The sequence below is a fragment of the Paenibacillus sp. LS-5 genome, assembly GCF_056121505.1.
Map to the genome: position 1 here is coordinate 1 of NZ_JBWAVA010000007.1, position 21,177 is coordinate 21,177.

Genomic DNA, 21,177 nt, shown 5'->3' on the forward strand with positions numbered 1-21,177 from the left:
CCGGCTACCGCCATCTTAAAACACCTACAGAAATAGGCCAACCAGAAGTTTTCCGGTTGACCTAATAATACGAAAAGACACCTGCACAGATAAAGCATGTCTGTACAAGTGTCTTTCTCATTTTCCCGTATTGTCCTGCATTACCCGCATTGCAATCTACGAATCTCTCTCCGGGTGTTTGTCGTCATCAACAGCCTGACAATCAAAATACTCATTGATCAGGGCATCCAGCTTCACCGATTGGCTGAGCACCCGGGGATGCTGAATCCCATGCTCCAAGGCCAAGGTATGTAATTCTTTTCTGGCGTGTTCAATCTGTGCCTGATGTTGTCTATCTCCCATAGCGGCCTTCCCTCCCGAGCATGGATTGTACCAGTCGAACAAACTTATGGATCAGCCAGCCGAACATCGCCACAGCCATCATATCAAAGCAGACGTTGAACAGAAACAAGTGCTTCCCGATATCGGCCCTGCCATCCCCCAGAATCGGAACCAGGAACGAAAATAGTCCAATCAGCCCCAGCAGCATCAGCAGTTCACCCGCGATCCGTCCACGCAAATCCCGGCTGCGGAAATACTCGAAGAGGACTCCGGCATAATAGAGAAGATAGAAAACAGCCAAAAAGCCTAGTGAATGCGGAAGAACCTCTCTTTTGAACTGGCTCCAGGTGCTGTACGTATAGGATAAGGTCTTCTCCGGCAGCCCCTCTGACTTCTCATAGTTTCCCAGATAATAAGGACGCAGGTCCATACTGTTCCGGGCAGCATATTTCATGCCGTCTATTAGCCGTGAGGGATTCTTAATATAGAAGAAAAGCACATCCTTATGGGAGACCCGGTCGTAGAAATCTGCCTGAAGCGACGGATCATCCTGTTTGATAGCCGTACCAGCCTCGAAATAATTCGTTCCCGCCAGCACTTCCAGCTTCTCCGGCAAGCCCAGCTCGCGCAAATCCCCCAACACATCCGGCGATTGGTTCAAAATCCCGAAAAACACGGTCTGATACAGATTGATATGCTTCAGTTCCTTGGGCGCAGCCACATACATGATTACAGAGACAAGACACACCGCCACTGCGAACCGCATCGCCAGCTTGCGCCAGTTCCCCGTTCCGTTCAGTGTCATAAAACGCAGAAAGATTAGTGAGAAGGCGATACCGACCGGCGCATTCTGTATTTTGGAGCAGATCAGAAACAGGACAGCGATAAAAAACAGCGTCAGGCCTTTGGTGGTCGGGCGCTCCTGTAGGGACAGCCTCAGCCCCAGCGCAAAGGTAAGCAGCATGGCCACCATCGACACCGGCTCACCGAACAGTGAATTGAAGTAAGCCAGATACCCGATATCATAAAATACGAATAACATTCCTGCGCCTAGCAGCAGTCCTGTAATATAAGAGCTTCGCATCCCTATCTTCACTGTCAGCCATGTGGCGGTCAGCAGCAATAGTGCATACACCGCCGCCAGAAGACGGATATCAAAGTAACTGCCGTGCACCAGCCCGGCCAGCAGTCTTGGCACCAATACCAGTACAATCTGCGAGGAAGGGTAGAAGCCCTCGAATAAATTTTCATAGGAAAATCTGGAATGGCTGAAGCTGAAAAACCGGTCGGCATAACTTTCCGCAGCATTATAATAATCCAGTCCTACTGTGCTCATCATCCGCTTGAAGTCGCCATTGTCGGCAACCCCCACGAACGGCTGCACAAACAGCAAATAAATAATCAGCCCACAGCCTGCAAGGACAATGAGATTTTCTGCTTTGATTAATCGTTTCATCTTTTCCCCTTACCGCTGCGGAAGCAGCTTCACATATTCGTCCGATAAGCCCATCAGCTTCAGAATATAATCATAATCCCCTTGATATTTGCTGTAATCCGCCACAGGCTCGAGCGTATCCAGCGACACCGCCTTACCATCTACGAAACCCTTGCCCGGCACGAACATAATCTCGTCATTGAAAAAAGTCCCTGTCGGCGAATAATAGCGCATCCCCACCACGTTGCGGTCAATATTAAGCAGGTCATGTCCAAATGCCGTGAACCCCTCCTGCTTCAACGATACGCCGAGCAGATTGGCAAGGGTAGGCAAGATATCGAGCTGCCCCCCAGTGCGCTCTACAACCCGGCCCTTTGCCATTCCCGGCGTATGAATAATAAACGGGATGTTGAAGCGGCTGATCCGGGAATCGTAAGGGATCCCGAGTGCCTCCTCCACCTGCTCCGGCGGAACATCCTGCGGCTGCAGCCCGAAATGGTCACCGTACAGCACCAGCACAGTATTCTCCCAGAGCCCTTTTTGCTTCAGTCCTTCGACAAGTGTTCCTACAGCGTAATCCGTATAGTTGATGGCCGTCAGATAGTCACCCAGCATCGTATTCTGCAAATGTTCCGGCAGGGTGATTTTTTTGAAGGCATCCGGGATTTTGAAGGGATGATGACTCGAAGCCGTCACCAGCTGGGCATAGAAGGGTGTTCCCTTGGATTGCAGCGCAGCCAGCTTGTCTAAGGCCGTAATATAGAGCTGCTCGTCGGAAGCGCCGAAGGCATTGAAATGGTCATTTTTGAAGGCACCCTTGTCATAATAACCATTGAAGCCCAGCGCCGGATACAGCTCATTGCGGTTCCAGAAGCCAACCTTGTTCACATGAAAAGTATACGCCTCATAGCCTTTATCCCGTAAAAGACGCGGCAGACTCGGCAGCACCCGGTCTCCGAAGCCGGTGGACATGGCAAGCGAAGCAATCGGATAAATGGAGGTATTGCTCATAAACTCGGCATCTGAAGTGTTGCCCGCCCCAATCTGCTGGTAGACATGCGGAAAATAAATTCCTTCCCCGGCCAAACGGTTCAGCACCGGTGTCAGCTCCTGCCCGTCCAGCGACTGATGCAGCGGGAAATTCTGAAAAGCTTCCATCTGAATAACAATTACATTCTTACCCTTTTGCGAACCGAATTCATCGGGGATTGTTCCTGCAGCCTTACTGCTATAAGGATAAGTAGTCTCAAGCGCGTTCACCTTGGCAATGGTATCCTTGATATCCCCTGTACCGATGAGGCCGCTGTCCTCCTGGGATTTCATTACTGCGAACACCTCATAATTCAGGAACCCTGCGCTCTCCGCCTGTACCAGCTCGTTGGTAATTCCGCGCGCCGCGTGAATGGAGTAGGCTGACAGCGAGCCGCCGCCTATAATCGCAACCAGAATAACGATCCACTGTACTCTTCGTGCGCCCGGTGAGACAAAGCGGCGCAGCGGCCGGGCTGCCCCTCTGCTCCATCTGCGGAACAGCCAGTAGACAAACATGACCACCAGATCCGCAAAAAACAGATAGTCCACAATCTGGATCGTAGACTCTACGCTCTCTTTTACCTGAAAGACCTGATTCAGCTCATACAAGGCCAGGTAGGTTGGAACCGAGCCAAAATGATTAAAATACACACTGGCCGCAAACAACACCAGCGACATCAGTCCGTTGAATGCCCAGTACACCCCCGTCTTCAGCCGGGCCGGAAGGACCAGGGCCAGAATCCCCAACAGCAGCAGCACCGGAGCCCAATCCGCTGCAATCCATTCCCAGGCAATCCGGTCAAAAAACAGCCCCCGCAGCAGCAGCAGCTTCAGCCAGATCAGCCCTGCCACGATATAGAAATGTGCACCTACCCGCACAGGCTTACTCTCGTTCATAACTTCCCCTCTTAACTTTTAGATGATTTTTGTTAACCCAATTCTCTTTTTTTGTAAAATCTCAGATTTCTCTAGTATAACAATAGTTCCATGGGTTATCAAAAAAAGGACGCCGCCTTTATGGGCAAACGTCCCTTCATAACATCTATTAGGTTCGACTCATCTTATCATTCTGTAGTGCCGATCAGCCGCCCCATACTGTAGAATATTCCGTCATAGTTAAACGAGGCGTTGATACGAAACTGACCTCCCGGGCTCTCAAAAGTAATGTTCCCTATCGTTTTGTGAACGATCGTATAATCCTCCAGACGGATACCGAACAGTTCATTTGCAATAGCGGCGGCCGAGCGCTGAAGCTTGGTGTTATCCATAGCCAGCAGGTTCGTGTCCTGCTCGCCACGAATTCCGGAATCATAGGACCCTTCGCTATATAAGGTGTCATCCTCTACCTGCAAGATTTGATGTGTGGCATAATCCATCATCACTGTGGAAGGCCCATTTTCATCTTCTCCATAGGTGAAATTGATTACATCCCATGTCGCACCCATACCCCGTGTAATCCGATACAAGTGATCTTCACCCTCGCCTCTAAGCAGCTTCAGGGCCTGATCTGATTTCTGTAGCACCTCAACACCCACCTCTTTAGCGTCCAGGTTGAGGGTCGCCCCGGCATAAATGCCGTTTGCATAATCGATTTGTCCTTCTTTTCCGAGGAGAACCTCATGGATCTGGACGGCATCAGCTTCTTGCCAGAGCACTACGTTCCTCTTAAGCCCGGTAACTGTAAACTCCCCCTTATACCCGCTGTCCCGAAGTTTCCCGGTGGCATCGCTGATCAGGTTTGGATCGATATCTTCAAGGCTATAAAGAGCGTTCATATTCCAATCCATCACTTCACCGGTCTGTGTATTCATTCTGAAGGTGCTAGGAGATGTCATATCTCCAAAAATAAGCCGGGCCTCATTTATTCTATCCATCCGCTCCAGACTCACAAAAGAAAGCTTCTTCCCAAGCTGCTCCTGCATAATGCGCTCGGCAGTCTTGCGGAGCCCGGCATCGGTTAGGTCGGGGGGTTTCACCTCCTGATAGAACAACCCCGCCTGTCTGCCTTCCCCCAGAAGTCCTTTCTGCTGGAGGAAGGCTCCGGTTCCGGCCAACAGCAGAAGGATCGCAGCCGCTATGAAGCTTAATCGCAGCTTATTACTCACCCGCTCCGGGACCAGTGCACCGCTTCGCACACGCATAATGACATTATCGGCTGCCGTATCCGTGAACCTTGATTCCCGGAATGGACCCTTCCGAGCATCTTCATACCACTCAGGCTCCCGCTCCTTCATCATTCCATCCCCCTTAATTTCACCTGGATCTTATGCCGCGCCCGGTGCAGCCTGGATTTGACGGTTCCCGGTGAGAGTCCGGTTAATCCGGCGATTTCCTGAATAGACAGCTCCGCTTTCAGATCCAGCACCAGTACCTCGCGGAACTTGTCAGGAAGCTGCATGATCACGTTCCAGATCTCATCCATCCGGCGGTTGCCGAGGTACTCCATCTCCGCAGAGCGGGTTGTGCCCAGCAGTTCATCAGGGAAGCTATTCTTGGCAGGTTCAGCATGGGTCATCATCTGGACACCGCCCCAAAGCCCTGACCGGAAGAACCGCGATTTGCGGTAAGAGAATACCGTATTCCGGGCTATGGTGAACAACCACGCCTTAAAGGACGAGGAGCCCCGGTAGGTCCCTATCCGGTAATAACATTTAATAAATACCTCCTGCGCCAGGTCGTCCGCTATATCGGCGCTTTTGGTAAGGTAATAAATATAATTCCATATCTCACCGCCGTAAAAATCCATAATCTTCCTCAGCTGTTCTTCGCTCATGGCGGCCGCATGCACCAGCTGCTGGTGTTCCATATCCCATCCCAGTTCCAACGCCTTCACCTCACTTGATATGACCTTAATTCTAATGGAAAGGTTCCCGAAATCACTAAAAAAGACAAAAAAAAGCAGAGGGCCTCTCCCCTCTGCTGTTACATCGTTAGCGGATATATTAGACCAGCGATGTGTGTGCCAACAGTCTTTTAATGGAACGGTTGGCTTCATGCAGCACCGTGTCCTTGTCTACAGTCTTCAGCAGACCTTTATCCATAAGGATGTCTCCGTCGATAATCGTGGTTTCCACATCCGCACGGGTGGCAGAATAGACAATACGGGAGATCGGATCTACATCAAAAGAGGGGAAGGTGTGGAAGTTATAGAGATTCAGGATCGCCAGATCCGCTTTTTTGCCGACTTCAATGCTGCCGATCTGATCCTCCATGCCTACGGCTCGGGCTCCGCCAATTGTCGCCATCCGGAACACACTTCTTGCATCCATTGTGGTCGGCCCATGCTGCGGCTTCTGAATCATGGCAGCCAGCCGCATTTCATTGAACATATCCAGGTTGTTGTTGCATGGAGCACCATCTGCGCCAAGGCTGAGATGGATATGGTCATGCAGCATGGCCGGTGTATCGGCGATACCGGAAGCCAGCTTCAGATTAGAGCCGGGACAATGACTGACATGAACGCCTCTGTCGCGCAAAATCCGCCGCTCCTCCTCATCCACCCAGACACAATGCGCCAGAATCAGGCGTTCATTCGCCAGCCCCAGATGATCCAGATAGACGATGTTGCGCATCCCGGTCATGGCCTGAACGATCTCGATTTCCCCCAAATTCTCAGAGGCATGCGTATGCACCTTAACCCCGTAACGCTCCGAGAGATCGCGCACCTCCCGCAGCAGTTGCTCCGTACAGGAGATCACAAAACGCGGCGAAAATGCATACTGAATCCGTCCACCGCCGTACCCGTTCCATTTTTCAAGCAGATCCACACTCTCCTGCAGCGAAGCCGCCGTCTCCTCCTGCAGCGCTGCGGGTGCATCGGCGTTCTTCTGATCCATCATCACCTTGCCAGACAAGGCGCGGATACCGCTCTTCGCAATCGCCTGAAACGCAAAATCCGTATGATTCACCGTCTCCATATCCACAATGGTCGTCGTGCCGCTGGAGATTAGCTCCCCAATTCCCAGCATGGCGGAGTAGTAGAGCGATTCCTCGTCATGCGCCGCTTCGAGCGGCCAGATCCGCTTGCGCAGCCAGTCCATCAGCTCCAGATCATCCCCTTTGCCCCGGAACAGTGTCTGGCAGAGGTGTATATGAGTCTGGACAAAACCGGGGATGACTGTGCGGTTCGTGGCATCAATCACCCGTTCATCCCCCTGTGCCGCAAGTCCGGTGCCGATCTCGGTAATCAGGTTTTCCTGGATACGGATATCTCCATATATAATTTCTTCCTGCTTGTTCATAGTGATAATCTCTGCGTTCTTGATCAGAATGTTTGCCATCTTCGTCGTCCCCCTTGTCTTCTGCCATCCTTAGCTGCCGTTAACACAAAAAGGCCACAAAAATATGCCAAGGCATATTTTCGTAGCCAGAAATTTACGGTTCCCGGTAGAGACCCTTAAACCAATTATTAAGGATATACGAAAAAAAGGATTATTCAATTGCTTACTGAATAACCCCATCATAAATGAATGACAACTTTATTGTCAATAAGAGTAAGATAAAATAACACTAAATATTTTTTTCAAGAGTTAACATGTAAATAATCGATTGGATAACTCTAATTGTGTTAGTTTATCTATCACTAAATATCAATCTATTGCTTGTCCACTTCACTCGGAACCCCGACTGTTATCTTTTGCAGGCTTGTCCATTATTCATCACCGGATGCCAGCACTTTCTCGAACACAGGAAAGTTCGCTGTCCGCCCCGGAAAATCCACTTCGCCTCTGCGTTCATAGCCAAGGGATGAATACAGCGTCAGTGCCCTGTTATTCTTGGCATAGGTATCCAGCCGTATACTGGTATATCCGCCGCTATTTGCATACTCTTCAGCAAAAGCGATCAGCTTGCGGGCAATCCCTTTGCCCTGAACCTCCGGATGAACGGCCAGCCGGTGCATCATCAGATTCGGCCCCTTTGCCACCAGCCAGTCAATCGCTTTATATTGCTCTGCCTGGTTTTCGTCCAGTACAATGATTCCGGCAATGGCGCCCTGATCCACACAGACATATAAGGTACCGTCAGCAATATCCTTCCCTATAACCTCACGGTTGGGGTAAGTATCATCCCATTGATCGCTTCCGCCCTCCTGCATGACCTGTACACATTTGGCAATCAGCTCCATGATCTCTCCGATCTCATCTTCTTGAGCAATGCGTATCTCATTCCCACTCATGTACATCCCTGCTTTCCTATCGGCATTTGAACCTGGTAGAGATTCTGTTAAGAAGTCTACCATATCCGGGAGTGAGCTCGATAGTGCAGGGTAATCCGCAGGCTCTATAGAGGCGGCAGACATCTTATGCCTCTACAGAGCCGCTCATTCTGTGACTCCGCGCGGATTAGCCAAGCTCCAGCTTATGCCCGTCCTCGAAGCCCTTGGCGAAACCTGCATCGAACCCCACGTTGTATGCTTCGGTGTAGCCCTGCTGAAAGGCGTCTCCCGGGGGCATTTCCGGAGGGACGCCCAAATCCGGGGGGAGCGGTACCACCTGCGGCACGGGCGGAGCCTCAACAGCGGCTACTACCTGTACCGGCGGCTGAATGACATGCACCCTCCGGGCGATCCGGCGGCGGAGCCTTCTTTTTCTGCGCAGCAAGAGACTTCTCTTGGTCTTGCCCGTACGGCGGATTAAACCTCTGCGCGTTTTGCGCAAAGGCCCTTTGCGGACTCTGGCTTTGCGCGACAGCAGTATGCGTCTGCGGGTTCTGCCGCCCGAGCGCAGCTTTCCAAGTTTCTTTTTCTTCATCCTTCCACTCCTCCTGTACTCCTTGTACTTCCAGAGGTACCGCCTGCGCAAGCCGTACTCAGCCAAGGCGCAGCAGGAATTCCCCGTTTGGGCCGGTGCAGCGAAATACCGGACATCATCCGGCACATCGCGCTTTGATATTGGCTTAGAATCCGGATATTGTCGCTCAGCTTGCGGGCTGTCAGCTCCGATTGCCCTGTAACCTCGGCGATACTCTCCAGGATGGCCGCAAGTGCAGCCTGACTGCGGGCAATGGAGCGGATCATCTCCAGCTTGACGGCATGTTCAGAGAGCAGCCCGCCGCTCATTTGCTGTCTTCCCCAAAATCAAATCCTTCGCCGGACATACCGCCGAACCCTTCGCCGCTTTCTTCACCGCTGCCCAGCACCGCTTTTAGATTGCTGTACAGTCCGTTCTCCAGCTTGGTCAGCCCCTCTACCATTTCCACGATCACCTCATGAATGGAGATGGATTCCTTCAGCTGTTCTTCATGGGAGTCGAACGCTCTAGCGTGGATATGATGCTGTGCCCACTGCTTCACTTTTTCCGCTTCCACCGCTTTAGCCTCAAGGATCATCGCGATGTTCCACTGAATAGTGGCGGACGACTCCAGCATCTGCAGAAAAGCCTTTTCTCTGCTCATCTTCCACCTCCTGCTCCTTAAGCGCTACTCTTCTTCCTGGCCGCCCAGTTCCTTGATCACCCTGCCTACCCCTTCAGCCATCGCCTCTTCGAGGTCAGCGATTGCGTTCAGGTAGGCAATAATATTTTTGTTAACCTGACCCGTGCTCTCCACCAGCCCGCTGAATCCGCCAAAGTCAGGCTCCACATCCGGCAGATCATGGACAATTTGCGACATACGGACGGCTACGTGGCGTTCGGCATCGAGAATCCGCGCCATCTGTTCGTGCGTATGGGCCATGTGCTGCAGGACCTTCGTTATTTTACTCTGCACCTTCATGTCTCCTTTGCTCAAACGCCCTGCTACAGCATATGCGGCAGAAGCCCCCACGGTGCGCGCCCTTACTGTAGGTTACCGCGGAATAGCTGGGGAGGAGGCAGGGGGTGGCGGGAACGGCGGACTGGTAATTCGGCACATTCATAGGGATGTTAAATATTGACAAATGTTGAATAGCGATATTATGCTGAGAGTGGATTTTAACCTTTTTACATAAGAATCTCGGAAGCGGCAAGAGCGGAACAGGAGGTATTTCTGTTGAAAATCACAAGCGGCCGTTTGGATTTACGGCCTTTAACACTGGTAGAGCTATCCTTGGCAGGAATCAACTATGCCGGGCTGGAGCAGACTCTGGGCCTGAACCCCAGTGGTACGGAGCTGGACGATGAAATGCAGTATGCCATGCAGATCCGGTACTCCAAAGTAATGAAGGACCCGCTCAACTATCCGTGGCTGACGAACTGGGCGGTTATTCAGCGGGAAGAGCAGCGCCTGATCGGCTTCATCATTCTCAAAGGCTGCCCTAATGATCAGGGCGAAGTCATCCTGGGTTATCTCATCCATGAGAGCCACCGCAGACAAGGCTACGCTACGGAGGCTGTGCAGTGTATCTGCGACTGGGTCTTCAGCGATCCCCGGGCACACTGGGTTATTGCTGATACGGAAAAAGATAACACCGCCTCGCACAAGGTGCTTGAGCACCTAGGCGCACACAAGCACCGGGAAGCGGATGGGCTGATCTGGTGGCGGATCGCCCGGCCTGCTGCCCCGGCTCCTGCAGAGAGCGGGGTAGCGGGCCGGTAGCCGGGTAGCCGGGCTGCTGAAACTGCGGGAGATGAGGCGATAAGTATACGTGGGTGCAAAATCGGGTCGGTGCCAATAACGGCATTCCTGCCGTTATCAGCACGCCGACGGCATTTCCAGCTAAAATTCAGTTGCTGGAGATTGGCATATTGCGCACGCAAAAAAACACGCGCCTCACGGCAGCGTGTTTTTCAGCTTTTCTCCGGCTTCATAAAGAGACTGGAACGTTCCTGCGTCACTCCACCATTCCTTGAGCACATCGTAGCTGAGTCTACGGTTTGCTGCGTAAATGTTGTTCACGTCGGTAATCTCAAGCTCCCCTCTCTTGGAGGGAGATACGCGCCGGATAATATCAAATACAGCCTCATCGTACATGTAAATGCCGGTTACGCAATATGTTGACTTCGGATGCTCCGGCTTCTCTTCGATATAGGCGATCAAGCCGGTATCCTGACTGTCGAACACCGGGACGCCGTATCTTCTCGCATCCTCTACCGGTTTCAATAAGACCTTGGCAGTCCCCTTAGGCTGCTGCAGATACCTCTTCATATAAGGCATCAGATCATCCATAAAAAGATTGTCACCAAGCAGCACAACAAACCGCTCACCCGGGAGAATGAATCCCTCCGCTAGCTCCAGTGCCTCCGCAATGCCACCGGCAGCCTCCTGAATTTTGTAAGTCAGAGAGACGCCAAACTCTGCGCCGCTGCCTAAAAAATCCGTATATTGCCCCGCGGACTGCTTGCTGATGACCAGGAGAATATCGGTTATGCCCCCCCGGCGCAATCGGTCGATACCGTAACACACCATGGGATATTTGCCGACCGGAAGCAAATGTTTGTTCATAAGCCGGGTCAGCGGATATAGCCTTGATCCTGTTCCGCCCGCCAGTATGACTCCTTTCACTTACTTTCCTCCTTTTTATCTGTGGCTTTAGCCTTTGGGTCAACCGTTTAGATGAACTGTGCAGGATCTATGCTCCATTTATCCATAAATATCCTGCGCCCCCGTTCCACCAGCTCCTGAAGCCCGGAGGAGTAGACCTCCTTGAAGCTGGCGCTTCCTTCATGATGCACAAGGCAATTCCCGGCGATCAGCAGACGGTAACCCCGCAGCCGGGCGCGGTAGCAGTAATCATCGTCCTCATAATGTCCGGGAGAGTACCGCTCATCCAGGAGTCCAATAGTGTCCATCAGCTCTCTTTTTAATAAAAAGCATAGACCGACCAGCCGCCGTGTTTCTCTCCACCCGAGAAGACCTTGAAGACTCACCCGCTGAGCCTCAGCATGGAATTCGGAGATATTCGCGTATGACGTCGCCACCTGCTGCCGGCCGCTGGCATAATTCGTTACAGGCCCCACGATGCCGATGTCCGGTGCACTGTACAAAGCCTGCTTGAGGTTCTCCAACCAACCCCTCGGTACAATAACGTCATTGTTCAAAAGCAACAGTTCATCCCCTGAGGCCAACTGCAATCCCAGATTACAAGCCACCGGAAATCCCCGGTTCTCTGGAAGTGAAATAAAGGTCAGCTTATTCTCACGGCAATAAACATCGGTACCATCCGTTGAGGCATTGTCGACCACGATGATTTCATAAGCGTGTTCCGTATTTGCCCTGATGGATTCAATACAGGAGCGCAGCAGCCCGACCCTGTTATACGTAGGAATTATGATACTGGTTATCGTCATAGGCTGTTCCTCCAGGCTGCCAATTGCCGCCGTTGCTCCAGCAGGTTTTCACCGGTGAACCCGCAGCTTTTGTCACGGTGGATGAGCACCCGAAGCAGCGCTTCGGCATGGTCCCCGGTAATCAGCTGCTCTATGGCATTGCCGGCTCCTATGTTTCCCTGGCGGAGACGGTTACGCTTAATGACGTTTACCGTCCCGGCTTTCTCTACCCGCAGCTGCTCCATAATCGAGATCGCCTGCGCTTTGGGAGGGACCATTAGCTCACGGTAGCCGATCCGCTCGAGGGCCCTCCGTGACAAGGCGTGCGGCACAGCGGTCATCGAGCTGACACCCAGATCACTGCGCCCCAGTACGCTGTTCAGATACAGTTTGCAGCGGGTGACATCGTCGCTTAAGCCAAATGCAGGCAGCAACATATCCAGATCATTCAGCGCCACATCCACCCCGCCGTCCACGGCCGCTGCAAAAATAGCCAGCTGCGGCGCAGGAATGACCATATCTCCATCAAGGAACAGCAGGATGTCTCCCCGGCTGAGCTTGGCCCCAATGGCCCGGCCCACGTCATGCCCGGCAGATTCCGGGCAATGCACCACTGTGGCCTGCTTGCATAGCCGGGCGAACTTATAACTGTCATCCGTGCACCCATTCAGGACTACGATGATTTCGGCCGGATGTAGCCGCTCTACCTGTTTCAACAACCCAGGTAAGGCTTGCCTTTCATTGCGGGCCGATATAATCACCGACAATGCTCCATTCAGTTGCGGCAGCTGCGGCTTTGCTCCCCGGTAAGTGGAGGAACCTCGAGCCTTAACACCTGCCGCTACGCGGCGAGAGGGACGGCCGACTCTTTGCCGGTTGGAGGCAGGACTGCCGGTGGTACTCCGGCGGACTGCGGCTCCTCCGGCCGTGGCAGCAGGAGTCTTCTTGCGGCGGCCGATGGAACGGACCGCTCCATTCCGGCGGGAAGATGAAGCTCCTGCCGCCTCAATAAGGGCAGCCGCAGAACTGCCTTGGGCGGTTGCGCCCGGTGAGACAGATGCGGCAGAGGCACCAGACAAGGCAGCCCGCGCCCGCCGCACAGCCGCAGTCTGCCGTGCTTGGTCCTTAGCACCGCGGGCGGGAAGTGCCGCAGGTGTCTTTTGCCGGGAGCTTGATATAGATTCAGACATCACCGCTCTCATCTCACCATCTCCCTCCGCCGGTTCCCGTCGCCGAACCCCGCTCTTTCGCCTCTGCGCTGAATCACCAGGCCTGCCGCATCAAGATGATCCTTAAGAATCACCTCGCGTAACGGATCCGTCCCCGCCCGCTTGGGGCGGATTGCATTCAGCCTGCCGACAGGGATCTTATGCACCGCCTTCACAGACAAGCCGTCAAGCACAGCCTGGGCATGTGCCAGAGGCGGTCTTGACAACAGGCTGCTTCCCAGATCGGCATAAGCTTTGCGGCTGAGCGCATGGGGTACCGCCGTCATGGAGCAGCCTTTCAGGTCCGGACGGCCAAGAATAATATTGAGCGCATGCTTGGAGAGTACTACCGGATGCGGGAAGTGGCCGCGTACCGGACCTGAATAATCATTAAGAGCGACATCTGTTCCTTGACTGACTGCGGCCACAAAGGGACGCAGCTGTGAAGCAGGAATGACTAGATCACCATCGGTAAAAAGAAGAACTTCCCCCTTGGCAGCCTCTGCTCCGATACTGCGGCCCACATCATGTCCTAGCGGCTGCTCGAAGAGAATGACATGGGCACCCAGTGATAACGCGATGTCTGCCGTATGATCGGCAGAACCATTCACCACAACAATAACCTCACAACGGGAATGGACTCCCCTCGCACCGGCGATCACCTTAGCGATCGTTCCGGCTTCATTCATAGCCGGAATAATCACCGACACATAAGGGTCCGGGTGATTGGCCACAGGGCGCAGCACGTCAGAACGCACCGGCCGGGAAGTCCTCCGCGTTGGTCGCAAAGCCCGCCGACCCGTGCGGCGGGCAGATGTACGTGTATGCTTCAAGCTCATCCACCTTCCTTGCAGGGCATGGTCTCCGGGCTGAGGGTTACATCACAGTCTATGTATTCCGCTGTCCCGGGTAACGGCAAGTGTCTCCCCCTGCGCAGAAATTTGGACAAAAGCCCGCTCACCGCCTAATGTCCGGTACAAGTATTCGTATGTAAGGATACTGGAGCAGCGAATATGGGCTTCAGCGCCCGCAGCAACCAGAACCAGGTCTTCTCATCATCCCGGAAATGACCGGCTCCAGTTCATCACCGCACAAAGGGCGCAGCCTTTGGCTGCGCCCTTTGTCCTTATCCATTCACTTCCTAAGGTTCTGATCTGCCCCATCTTTTCCTTGGGATCAGCCCTTCCTTCCATCTTGTATCTTAACCTCTACCTGCTCCAGTCAGCCGACTAATCAAATACCCGATGATCCGCTACCGGCTTTACCAAGGGAGTGCCGAGGGCAATCCAGGATAACACGCCGTAGAAATGTGAGGTTTCACGCAGCCGTACCACTTCAATAACCGCCTCTCCGGCCCCTCTGTTCTTCAATGAAGCATGAAAGAAAGGCTGATTAGTCATCGCAACAAGGACATAACCGGTGTGGCCGAAGCTTTCATCAAAAGCTACTGTCACCTCTACACTCTCTGCATCACCGTTGAACATAAAGGCTGTCATGCCAAACTGCTGCAGCACCTCCCGGTTGCCCGCACTCTGTACCGGACTGAACGACAGGTGCTCGGTATTTACCGAGCCAGGCGTCAGATGATCGCCCGTGATGGCACCAGGAGCAATATGGTAACTCTGTACGCTGTCCTCTTCCAAATGGCGGGTTTGGATAGCGAATGAGGTGATTTTGGAAGCATCCACCGCTTCATCCTGAAGCTCTGAATTCCCCACTGCACCTTCAGCCAGATGCGCAGTTCCGATACTGCCGAATGCGAGTTTCTCCCCAGTGATGCTGCCTTCCGGCAGCAGCTCCGCGCTGCGGGTTTCCTCCGCGAGATGTTCCAGCTTAATGATGCCGGGACTCAAATGCCGTTCTTCCAGCGTTCCATCGGCGAGATGCCCGCCTTGGATACTCTGGAGCTGCAGATGCTGCGATTCTACAGCACCCGCTGCCAGCTTACTTCCGTCAACGCTACCGTCCGGCAGCAGTTCAGAGCTCAGCGCACTCTCGGCCAAATGTTCAAAATGGATACTGCCAGGGCGGATATGGCGGCCGTCCACGGAAACCGGGGATAAATGGCCTCCGTATACACTAGCCGGAGCCAGATGGTAGGGCCCAACCGCTCCTGCCGCCAGCTTGCTGCCGCCAATGCTGCCATCCGGCAGCAGCTCCGCGCTGCGGACTTCATCCGCCAGATGCTCCAGCTTGATGATTCCGCTGCTCAAATGGCGCTCCTCCACCGCTTCATCTGCCAGATGACCGCCCTGGATGATCTGCGGCTGCAGATGCTGCGAACCCACCGCTCCTGCCGCCAGCTTGCTGCCTCCAATGCTGCCATCCGGCAGCAGCTCCGCGCTGCGGACTTCATCCGCCAGATGCTCCAGCTTGATAATCCCGCTGCCCAAATGGCGTTCTTCCACCGCTCCATCTGCCAGATGACTGCCCTGGATGATCTGCGGTTCCAGATGCTGCGAACCCACCGCTCCTGCCGCCAGCTTACTGCCTCCAATACTGCCATCCGGCAGCAGCTCCGCGCTGCGGACTTCATCCGCCAGATGCTCCAGCTTGATGATTCCGCTGCCCACATGGCGTTCTTCCACCGCTCCATCCGCCAGATGACCGCCCTGGATGATCTGCGGTTCCAGATGCTGTGATCCTACCGCACCTGCCGCCAGCTTGCTGCCGCCAATGCTGCCATCCGGTAGCAGCTCCGCGCTGCGGACTTCATCCGCCAGATGATCCAGCTTGATGATTCCGCTGCCCAAATGGCGTTCTTCCACCGCTCCATCTGCCAGATGACCGCCCTGGATGATCTGCGGTTCCAGATGCTGTGTTCCTACCGCACCTGCCGCCAGCTTGCTGCCGCCGATGCTGCCATCCGGCAGCAACTCCGCACTGCGGACTTCATCCGTCAGATGTTCCAGCTTGATGATCCCGCTACCCAAATGGCGTTCTTTCACCGCTCCATCTGCCAGATGACCGCCCTGAATGATCTGCAGCTGCAGATGCTGCGAACCCACTGCTCCTGCCGCCAGCTTACTGCCTCCAATGCTGCTATCCGGCAGCAGCTCTGCGCTATGGAATTCATCTGCCAGATGCTCCAGCTTGATGATGCCACTGCTCAAATGACGCTCTTCCACCGCTCCATCTGTCAAATGACCGCCTTGGATACTCTGCGGCTGAAGATGCTGCGAATCCACTGCTCCTGCCACCAGCTTGCTGCCGCCTATGCTACCATCCGGCAGCAGCTCCGCGCTGCGGACTTCATCCGCCAGATGCTCCAGCTTGATGATCCCGCTGCTCAAATGGCGCTCCTCCACCGCTCCATCTGCCAGATGACCGCCCTGGATACTCTGCGGCTGCAAATGCTGTGATCCTACCGCACCTGCCGCCAGCTTGCTGCCTCCAATACTGCCGTCCGGCAGCAGCTCAGCACTACGGACTTCATCCGCCAGATGCTCCAGCTTGACGATTCCGCTGCCCAAATGGCGTTCTTCCACCGCTCCATCTGCAAGATGACCGCCCTGGATGATCTGCGGCTCCAGATGCTGCGAACCCACCGCACCTGCCGCCAGCTTACTGCCTCCTACACTACCGTCAGGCAGCAGATCCGCGCTCAGCGTCTCAGCGGCCAGATGCCCCAGCTGGATGCTTCCGGGGCGGATATGGCGGCTGTCTACCGCATCCGCTGCCAAATGTCCTCCATATACGCTTCCGGAAGCCAGCTGTGAAGAACCCACTGCGCCAGCAGCCAGCTTGCTGCCTCCAATACTGCCATCCGGCAGCAGTGCTGCACTGCGCGTCTCATCGGCAAGATGCTCAAGCTTGATCAGACCTGGACGCAGATGCCGCTCCTGTAGTATTCCGTCTGCAAGATGTTCACCATAAATGCTTTCCTGCTGGAGATTCAGCGAACTCACCGCACCGGCTGTGAGCTTCCCGCTTCCAATACTGTCATCCGGCAGCCATTCAGAGGTCAGCGTTTCCTTGGCCAGATGTTCAAGCAGAATGCTGCCGGAACGGATATGGCGGCTGTCTATCGCATCTGTTGTCAAATGATCCGCATACACACTGCCTGTAGCCAGATGGAACGCACCAACCGAACCCTCGGCCAGCTTGGAGCCGCCGATGCTTCCATCCGGCAGGAAGTCTGCACTGCGCGTCTCTTCCGCCAGATGCGCCAGGGTAATCTCTCCGGGACGAATATGCTGTCCTTCCACCGCTTCCGCCGCCAAATGCCCTGCCCTTACACTTCCGGCGGCCAGATGGTCTGACCCCACAGCACCCGTTGCCAGCTTCTCTCCGGTAATACTGCCATCCGGCAAAATCTGCACACTGCGGACTTCTTCAGCCAGATGCGCTAAGGTGATTCCACCTTGCCCGATGTGCTTCCCTTCCACCGAAGCTTTCGCCAAATGGCTGCCTGCCACACTTTCCGGCGCAAGGTGGCGGGATGAGACTGCGCCTTCTATCAGCTTGGCTCCGCTGATGCTGCCATCTTGAATCTGAATGGAAGAGATGGAGCTCGGGCTGATATGTCCGTTCCCGATAGACATCGGACGGATATGCGCCCCGCCAACACTCCCCGGTGCCAGATGTCTTCCCTGCACAGCGCCGTCACTGACTGCCCCAGAACCCACAGCCCCCGCACTCAGGTGCTCTGCCTGAACGGCAGATGCCGCCAGCTTAGAAGCTTCCACGCTTCCATCTGCCAGCTTGATGGCTGTAACAGCCAGATCGCCCAGCTTATCGGTCGATACACTTTCCGGTGACAGCTTCAATGAAGTGACAGCATGATCAGCCAAATGATGCGGCTGCACTATACCTGCAGAGAGATGGATTTCCTTTACCGCCCCGTTTGCCAGTTTCTCACCCACTACCGAACCTGGCTGAAGGGCAGAGGAGGTCACACTGTTATCCCCCAGATGTCTACGCTCTACAGCCCCCGGTGCCAAATGTTCGGTATCCACCGCCTCCCGCTGTAATACGCGGCCGCTGATACTGGAATCTGCGAGATGCTTTTCCTCCACTGTACAAAAAGCAATATGTTCCCCGCTGACAGCTTCCCGCGCGATTGCGTTGCCGCCAACCGCACCCGGAGCCAGCTTGGCGGTAATAACACTCCCATCCGCTAATTTGTCCGGGGTAATACTTTGCGGACGGAGATGTTCTCCGTCAACCGATCCAAAAGCCAGTTGATCCCCGGTAACTGCTCCGTCTGCCAAATGGCCCGTAAGTATCGACTGTTCTTTCAGTTGCTCTGAACCGACGGAGTCCGCCGCCAGATGGGAATGCTCTACTGACTCGCGCTGCAGATGAACTGATGCGACAGCCTGCATGGCAATCTGAGGTCCTCTTACCGCAGATTTGGCAATGTGCCGTGTCGTCACAGCTTCGTCCGCCAGCTTGTGGGCAAGAATGCTCTGGTCCGCTATTTTGGAAGAAGTGACTGCCTGCTCCACAAGCTGAGCGGTTCCTACCGCCCCTTCCGCCAGCTTCACAAAAGAAATACTGCGGTCTGCCAAATGACGGCCGGCAATCTCCCCGTCAGCGATGTGGCTGCCGTTCACACTTTCCGGGCTTAAGTGCTGGGCTCTTACGGCTTCCTTGCCAATCTGGCGCGAACCTACCGCACCATCAGCGAGATGGCCGCTGTCGATGACCCCGGACTGAAGCTGTTCTTTGCCGATCAGGCGGCTGGCAAGCTGCTCCGGCCCGATGGCTCCAGGAGCCAGATGCTTAGCTGTAATGGCGCCAAGGCTGATATGCCGGCTCTCAATAACGGCATCCCCAAGCTTGTCACCGCTGATCTCACCGTCAGCGATTTTGTCGCTTGTTACCGCTTCGTCCGCCAGCTTAGAACGGTCAATGCTCCCGTTGGCCAGATGGCGGCTGACAATGGTGCTGCTCCCTATTTTCTCGCCGGTCACCGCTCCATCCTCGATCAGGTCGGAGGTGATGATGCAGTCACTAAGATGACGGCTGGTAATGGCCTGGTCGGCAATCTGACCTCCGCCGATAATCCGGTCAGCCAGCTTATCCGGACCAATACTGCCGTTCTTGAGCTTTTCGCCGCCGATCGAATGGTCGAGCAGCTTGCCGCCGCTGATACTTCCCTCCGCCAAATGCTCACCCGTTACCGATTCAGGGGCCAGCTTGGAGGAAGTTACTGCCTTGTCCGCGATATTGATGCTCTGCACAGCATAATCCTGCAGCCAAGGCGTGCCGATGATGCCGAATTTCAGCTTGGACCCGTCGATGGTGCGGGGGGCGATTTTGCTTCCCGTAACGGCAGCGTCGGACAAATCATCCGTATATACGGGCTGCAGACGTTCTTTTTCCGCCACTGGCAGTATGACTTCAGGGTTCAATGGCAAAGACTCCGCAGCCGAAACGGTATGTTCCACCACTTGTTCCTGAAGTGTTTGCTGATCAAGTTCGGCAGATTGCACGGATTCCGCTGCTTCAAGCATATCCACCCCGCTAACCTTCATAGTTATACTCCCGGTATCCGGAGCTACCCTGCCGGAGGTATCTGTAACCTCCTGTACCTTGGGACTGCTTCCCAGCATACTGAGTTCCTTCATATTCGGATTATCCACAACATAGAGCGGCTTTTTGGAACTGCGGCGCTGATTTTTTCTGGAGCCCTTCACAAGCAGTCTCCTCCTTCCATCTATTGTTTCTCCTAGGCATCATATGCAGGGCGCTGGGCGGATGACACCCGTTTACACCAAGCCTGTAAAATCTGAACCGTCCCGGAGGAACCGAACTTTTTCAAAAAAGGGCATCTGTTACCGCACATCCGTCCACCCTAAAGGGCGGCTACACACATACAATGACACAGATAGAGGAACAGCCGGAACTATAGAAGATAACGGGAGGAACGAACATGGGGCAAAAGCTCGTGGGAATCTTGCTAAATGCCGCTATGCACCGGGGCGTTCCCCGGCAAAAAACGGGACAGGAGTCGCTGAAAAGCTACGAGGAAGCCGCCGCCGCATACGGATTGACCCCCAGCTTCCTGAAACTGTCCGACATTGACACGCATACCGGATACAGCATCGCATATATGAAAGAAACCCGAGGCTATAGAAGAGTGATCATCCCGACGCCAGACGTTATCCATAACCGGGCAATCTACGATCCAGGCAGCCATGGAATCGATAGACTGCTGGGCAGCGGTATACAGGTATATAATACATGCAACCGCTATGGCAAAGATCAGATCCATGGATTGCTGGAGCAGAATGCCGGACTGCGCGGGCTTCTGCCCGCCACCTCGGCTGGAAGATCCGGACTGAAGGAGATGATGGACAGCTATTCCGACCTCATTCTCAAGCCTTGCCGCGGCAGTATCGGTCAAGGCGTAATGCGCCTGACGCGGAGTAGCCCAGGAATCTGGCGCTGGAGTTATCTGCCTCTCGGCTACCGCAGCTGGATCAGCCTCCAGGTGAATCAGGATGCACTGCCCAGAGCACTTTGGGTGCGTCTGGCTTCCACCCCCTACCTGGTTCAGGAACGTATCCCGCTGGCCGAGATTGGGGGCCGTCCGTTTGATCTGCGTGTCACGGTGCAGCGCGGCTGGGGCGGGGAATGGCAGGTCACCGGACTATTCGCCAAGCGGGCAGCACCAGGGGGCTTCGTCTCCAACATTGCCCGGGGTGGAGAAGCACTGGACTCTTCATATGCACTGGAGCAGGTATTCTCCGGGGCAGCGGCAGCAAACATCCGCATGTCTGTTCTGGCTTACAGCCTCAGCATTGCACACGAGCTGGAGCGGAGCCTGCCCGGGCTTGCAGACATCGGGCTGGACATGGGCGTTACGGACAAAGGCCAGGTCTGTTTCATCGAATGCAACGGCCGCGATCAGCGCTACGGCTTCCGCAAAGCCGGACTGACCGGAGCCTGGAAGGAGAGTTACCGGAAGCCTATGGCCTATGCACGATATCTGCTTGACCATCCTTCACGGCACATCCGTTATTGATTTGTCTCTTATTCTATGTCAATA

At 54.4% G+C, this 21,177-nt stretch carries 18 protein-coding genes and 1 riboswitch; of the genes, 2 read left to right on the forward strand and 16 right to left on the reverse strand.

Going from position 1 to position 21,177, the window contains the following annotated elements:
• Positions 1-156: 156 nt before the first annotated feature.
• From AC0MA3_RS12555 to AC0MA3_RS12605, 11 genes are all read right to left on the reverse strand, one after another.
• Positions 157-342 carry a Spo0E family sporulation regulatory protein-aspartic acid phosphatase gene (locus AC0MA3_RS12555; protein WP_474656462.1) on the reverse strand — a complete coding sequence of 62 codons (186 nt, stop codon included), beginning with the start codon at positions 340-342 and terminating at the stop codon, positions 157-159.
• Positions 332-1,777 (reverse strand): glycan biosynthesis hexose transferase WsfD, encoded by a 1,446-nt coding sequence (wsfD, locus tag AC0MA3_RS12560; protein WP_474656463.1) that lies wholly within the window; start codon positions 1,775-1,777, stop codon positions 332-334. Before wsfD ends, AC0MA3_RS12555 begins: the two co-directional genes overlap by 11 nt.
• 9 nt (positions 1,778-1,786) lie before the next feature.
• Positions 1,787-3,685 carry an LTA synthase family protein gene (locus AC0MA3_RS12565; RefSeq protein WP_474656464.1) on the reverse strand — a complete coding sequence of 633 codons (1,899 nt, stop codon included), beginning with the start codon at positions 3,683-3,685 and terminating at the stop codon, positions 1,787-1,789.
• Positions 3,686-3,852: 167 nt separating this feature from the next.
• Positions 3,853-5,025, reverse strand: coding sequence for a hypothetical protein (locus tag AC0MA3_RS12570; protein WP_474656465.1), 1,173 nt, complete (start codon positions 5,023-5,025; stop codon positions 3,853-3,855).
• Complete coding sequence (locus AC0MA3_RS12575; protein ID WP_474656466.1) at positions 5,022-5,612, reverse strand: RNA polymerase sigma factor; 591 nt, start codon at positions 5,610-5,612, stop codon at positions 5,022-5,024. The genes AC0MA3_RS12570 and AC0MA3_RS12575 overlap by 4 nt, the downstream gene beginning before the upstream one ends.
• A 118-nt stretch (positions 5,613-5,730) precedes the next feature.
• Positions 5,731-7,068, reverse strand: a complete 1,338-nt coding sequence (locus AC0MA3_RS12580) for a 5'-deoxyadenosine deaminase (protein WP_474656467.1) — start codon at positions 7,066-7,068, stop codon at positions 5,731-5,733.
• A 63-nt stretch (positions 7,069-7,131) separates the two neighbouring features.
• A riboswitch (purine riboswitch) is annotated at positions 7,132-7,230 on the reverse strand.
• Between the two features lie 209 nt (positions 7,231-7,439).
• Positions 7,440-7,964, reverse strand: coding sequence for a GNAT family N-acetyltransferase (locus AC0MA3_RS12585; protein WP_379159311.1), 525 nt, complete (start codon positions 7,962-7,964; stop codon positions 7,440-7,442).
• Positions 7,965-8,130: 166 nt separating this feature from the next.
• Complete coding sequence (locus AC0MA3_RS12590) at positions 8,131-8,538, reverse strand: hypothetical protein (protein ID WP_379159308.1); 408 nt, start codon at positions 8,536-8,538, stop codon at positions 8,131-8,133.
• Complete coding sequence (locus tag AC0MA3_RS12595) at positions 8,535-8,846, reverse strand: hypothetical protein (protein ID WP_379159305.1); 312 nt, start codon at positions 8,844-8,846, stop codon at positions 8,535-8,537. The genes AC0MA3_RS12590 and AC0MA3_RS12595 overlap by 4 nt, the downstream gene beginning before the upstream one ends.
• Positions 8,843-9,181 carry an alpha-helical endospore appendage domain-containing protein gene (locus AC0MA3_RS12600; protein WP_379159302.1) on the reverse strand — a complete coding sequence of 113 codons (339 nt, stop codon included), beginning with the start codon at positions 9,179-9,181 and terminating at the stop codon, positions 8,843-8,845. Before AC0MA3_RS12600 ends, AC0MA3_RS12595 begins: the two co-directional genes overlap by 4 nt.
• 24 nt (positions 9,182-9,205) lie before the next feature.
• Positions 9,206-9,499 carry a nucleoside-diphosphate sugar epimerase gene (locus AC0MA3_RS12605; RefSeq protein ID WP_083606978.1) on the reverse strand — a complete coding sequence of 98 codons (294 nt, stop codon included), beginning with the start codon at positions 9,497-9,499 and terminating at the stop codon, positions 9,206-9,208.
• Positions 9,500-9,754: 255 nt separating this feature from the next.
• On the opposite strand from AC0MA3_RS12605, the gene AC0MA3_RS12610 reads away from it, so the two are divergent.
• Complete coding sequence (locus AC0MA3_RS12610; protein ID WP_474656468.1) at positions 9,755-10,300, forward strand: GNAT family N-acetyltransferase; 546 nt, start codon at positions 9,755-9,757, stop codon at positions 10,298-10,300.
• Positions 10,301-10,474: 174 nt separating this feature from the next.
• Here AC0MA3_RS12610 and AC0MA3_RS12615 read toward each other — a convergent pair whose 3' ends face one another.
• The 5 genes from AC0MA3_RS12615 to AC0MA3_RS12635 form a co-directional block, all read right to left on the reverse strand.
• A complete protein-coding gene (locus AC0MA3_RS12615) occupies positions 10,475-11,206 on the reverse strand; it encodes a sugar phosphate nucleotidyltransferase (protein WP_379159297.1) in 732 nt (243 codons plus the stop codon).
• 47 nt (positions 11,207-11,253) lie between these two features.
• A complete protein-coding gene (locus tag AC0MA3_RS12620) occupies positions 11,254-11,991 on the reverse strand; it encodes a glycosyltransferase family 2 protein (protein WP_379159294.1) in 738 nt (245 codons plus the stop codon).
• Positions 11,988-13,172, reverse strand: a complete 1,185-nt coding sequence (locus AC0MA3_RS12625) for a glycosyltransferase family 2 protein (RefSeq protein ID WP_474656469.1) — start codon at positions 13,170-13,172, stop codon at positions 11,988-11,990. Before AC0MA3_RS12625 ends, AC0MA3_RS12620 begins: the two co-directional genes overlap by 4 nt.
• Positions 13,169-14,017: a glycosyltransferase family 2 protein gene (locus tag AC0MA3_RS12630; RefSeq protein ID WP_474656470.1), complete on the reverse strand. Its 849-nt coding sequence runs from the start codon at positions 14,015-14,017 to the stop codon at positions 13,169-13,171. The genes AC0MA3_RS12625 and AC0MA3_RS12630 overlap by 4 nt, the downstream gene beginning before the upstream one ends.
• 390 nt (positions 14,018-14,407) lie before the next feature.
• The gene (locus AC0MA3_RS12635) at positions 14,408-19,822 is read right to left on the reverse strand and encodes a WIAG-tail domain (RefSeq protein WP_474656471.1); all 5,415 of its coding nucleotides are present in this window, start codon (positions 19,820-19,822) and stop codon (positions 14,408-14,410) included.
• Between the two features lie 236 nt (positions 19,823-20,058).
• Here AC0MA3_RS12635 and AC0MA3_RS12640 point away from each other — a divergent pair, with 236 nt between their 5' ends.
• Entirely contained in the window at positions 20,059-21,153 is a 1,095-nt protein-coding gene (locus AC0MA3_RS12640) for a YheC/YheD family endospore coat-associated protein (RefSeq protein WP_474656472.1), read from the forward strand.
• Positions 21,154-21,177 lie beyond the last annotated feature (24 nt).

What these genes read in the sequence shown, in the direction of transcription:
- AC0MA3_RS12570 (WP_474656465.1), bottom strand. Translation starts at nt 5,025, where the DNA reads ATGATGAAGGAGCGGGAGCCTGAGTGGTATGAAGATGCTCGGAAGGGT.
- AC0MA3_RS12580 (WP_474656467.1), bottom strand. Translation starts at nt 7,068, where the DNA reads ATGGCAAACATTCTGATCAAGAACGCAGAGATTATCACTATGAACAAG.
- AC0MA3_RS12600 (WP_379159302.1), bottom strand. Translation starts at nt 9,181, where the DNA reads ATGAGCAGAGAAAAGGCTTTTCTGCAGATGCTGGAGTCGTCCGCCACT.
- AC0MA3_RS12555 (WP_474656462.1), bottom strand. Translation starts at nt 342, where the DNA reads ATGGGAGATAGACAACATCAGGCACAGATTGAACACGCCAGAAAAGAA.
- AC0MA3_RS12605 (WP_083606978.1), bottom strand. Translation starts at nt 9,499, where the DNA reads ATGAAGGTGCAGAGTAAAATAACGAAGGTCCTGCAGCACATGGCCCAT.
- AC0MA3_RS12640 (WP_474656472.1), top strand. Translation starts at nt 20,059, where the DNA reads ATGGGGCAAAAGCTCGTGGGAATCTTGCTAAATGCCGCTATGCACCGG.
- AC0MA3_RS12620 (WP_379159294.1), bottom strand. Translation starts at nt 11,991, where the DNA reads ATGACGATAACCAGTATCATAATTCCTACGTATAACAGGGTCGGGCTG.
- AC0MA3_RS12595 (WP_379159305.1), bottom strand. Translation starts at nt 8,846, where the DNA reads ATGAGCGGCGGGCTGCTCTCTGAACATGCCGTCAAGCTGGAGATGATC.
- AC0MA3_RS12585 (WP_379159311.1), bottom strand. Translation starts at nt 7,964, where the DNA reads ATGAGTGGGAATGAGATACGCATTGCTCAAGAAGATGAGATCGGAGAG.
- AC0MA3_RS12590 (WP_379159308.1), bottom strand. Translation starts at nt 8,538, where the DNA reads ATGAAGAAAAAGAAACTTGGAAAGCTGCGCTCGGGCGGCAGAACCCGC.
- AC0MA3_RS12625 (WP_474656469.1), bottom strand. Translation starts at nt 13,172, where the DNA reads ATGAGAGCGGTGATGTCTGAATCTATATCAAGCTCCCGGCAAAAGACA.
- wsfD (WP_474656463.1), bottom strand. Translation starts at nt 1,777, where the DNA reads ATGAAACGATTAATCAAAGCAGAAAATCTCATTGTCCTTGCAGGCTGT.
- AC0MA3_RS12565 (WP_474656464.1), bottom strand. Translation starts at nt 3,685, where the DNA reads ATGAACGAGAGTAAGCCTGTGCGGGTAGGTGCACATTTCTATATCGTG.
- AC0MA3_RS12630 (WP_474656470.1), bottom strand. Translation starts at nt 14,017, where the DNA reads ATGAGCTTGAAGCATACACGTACATCTGCCCGCCGCACGGGTCGGCGG.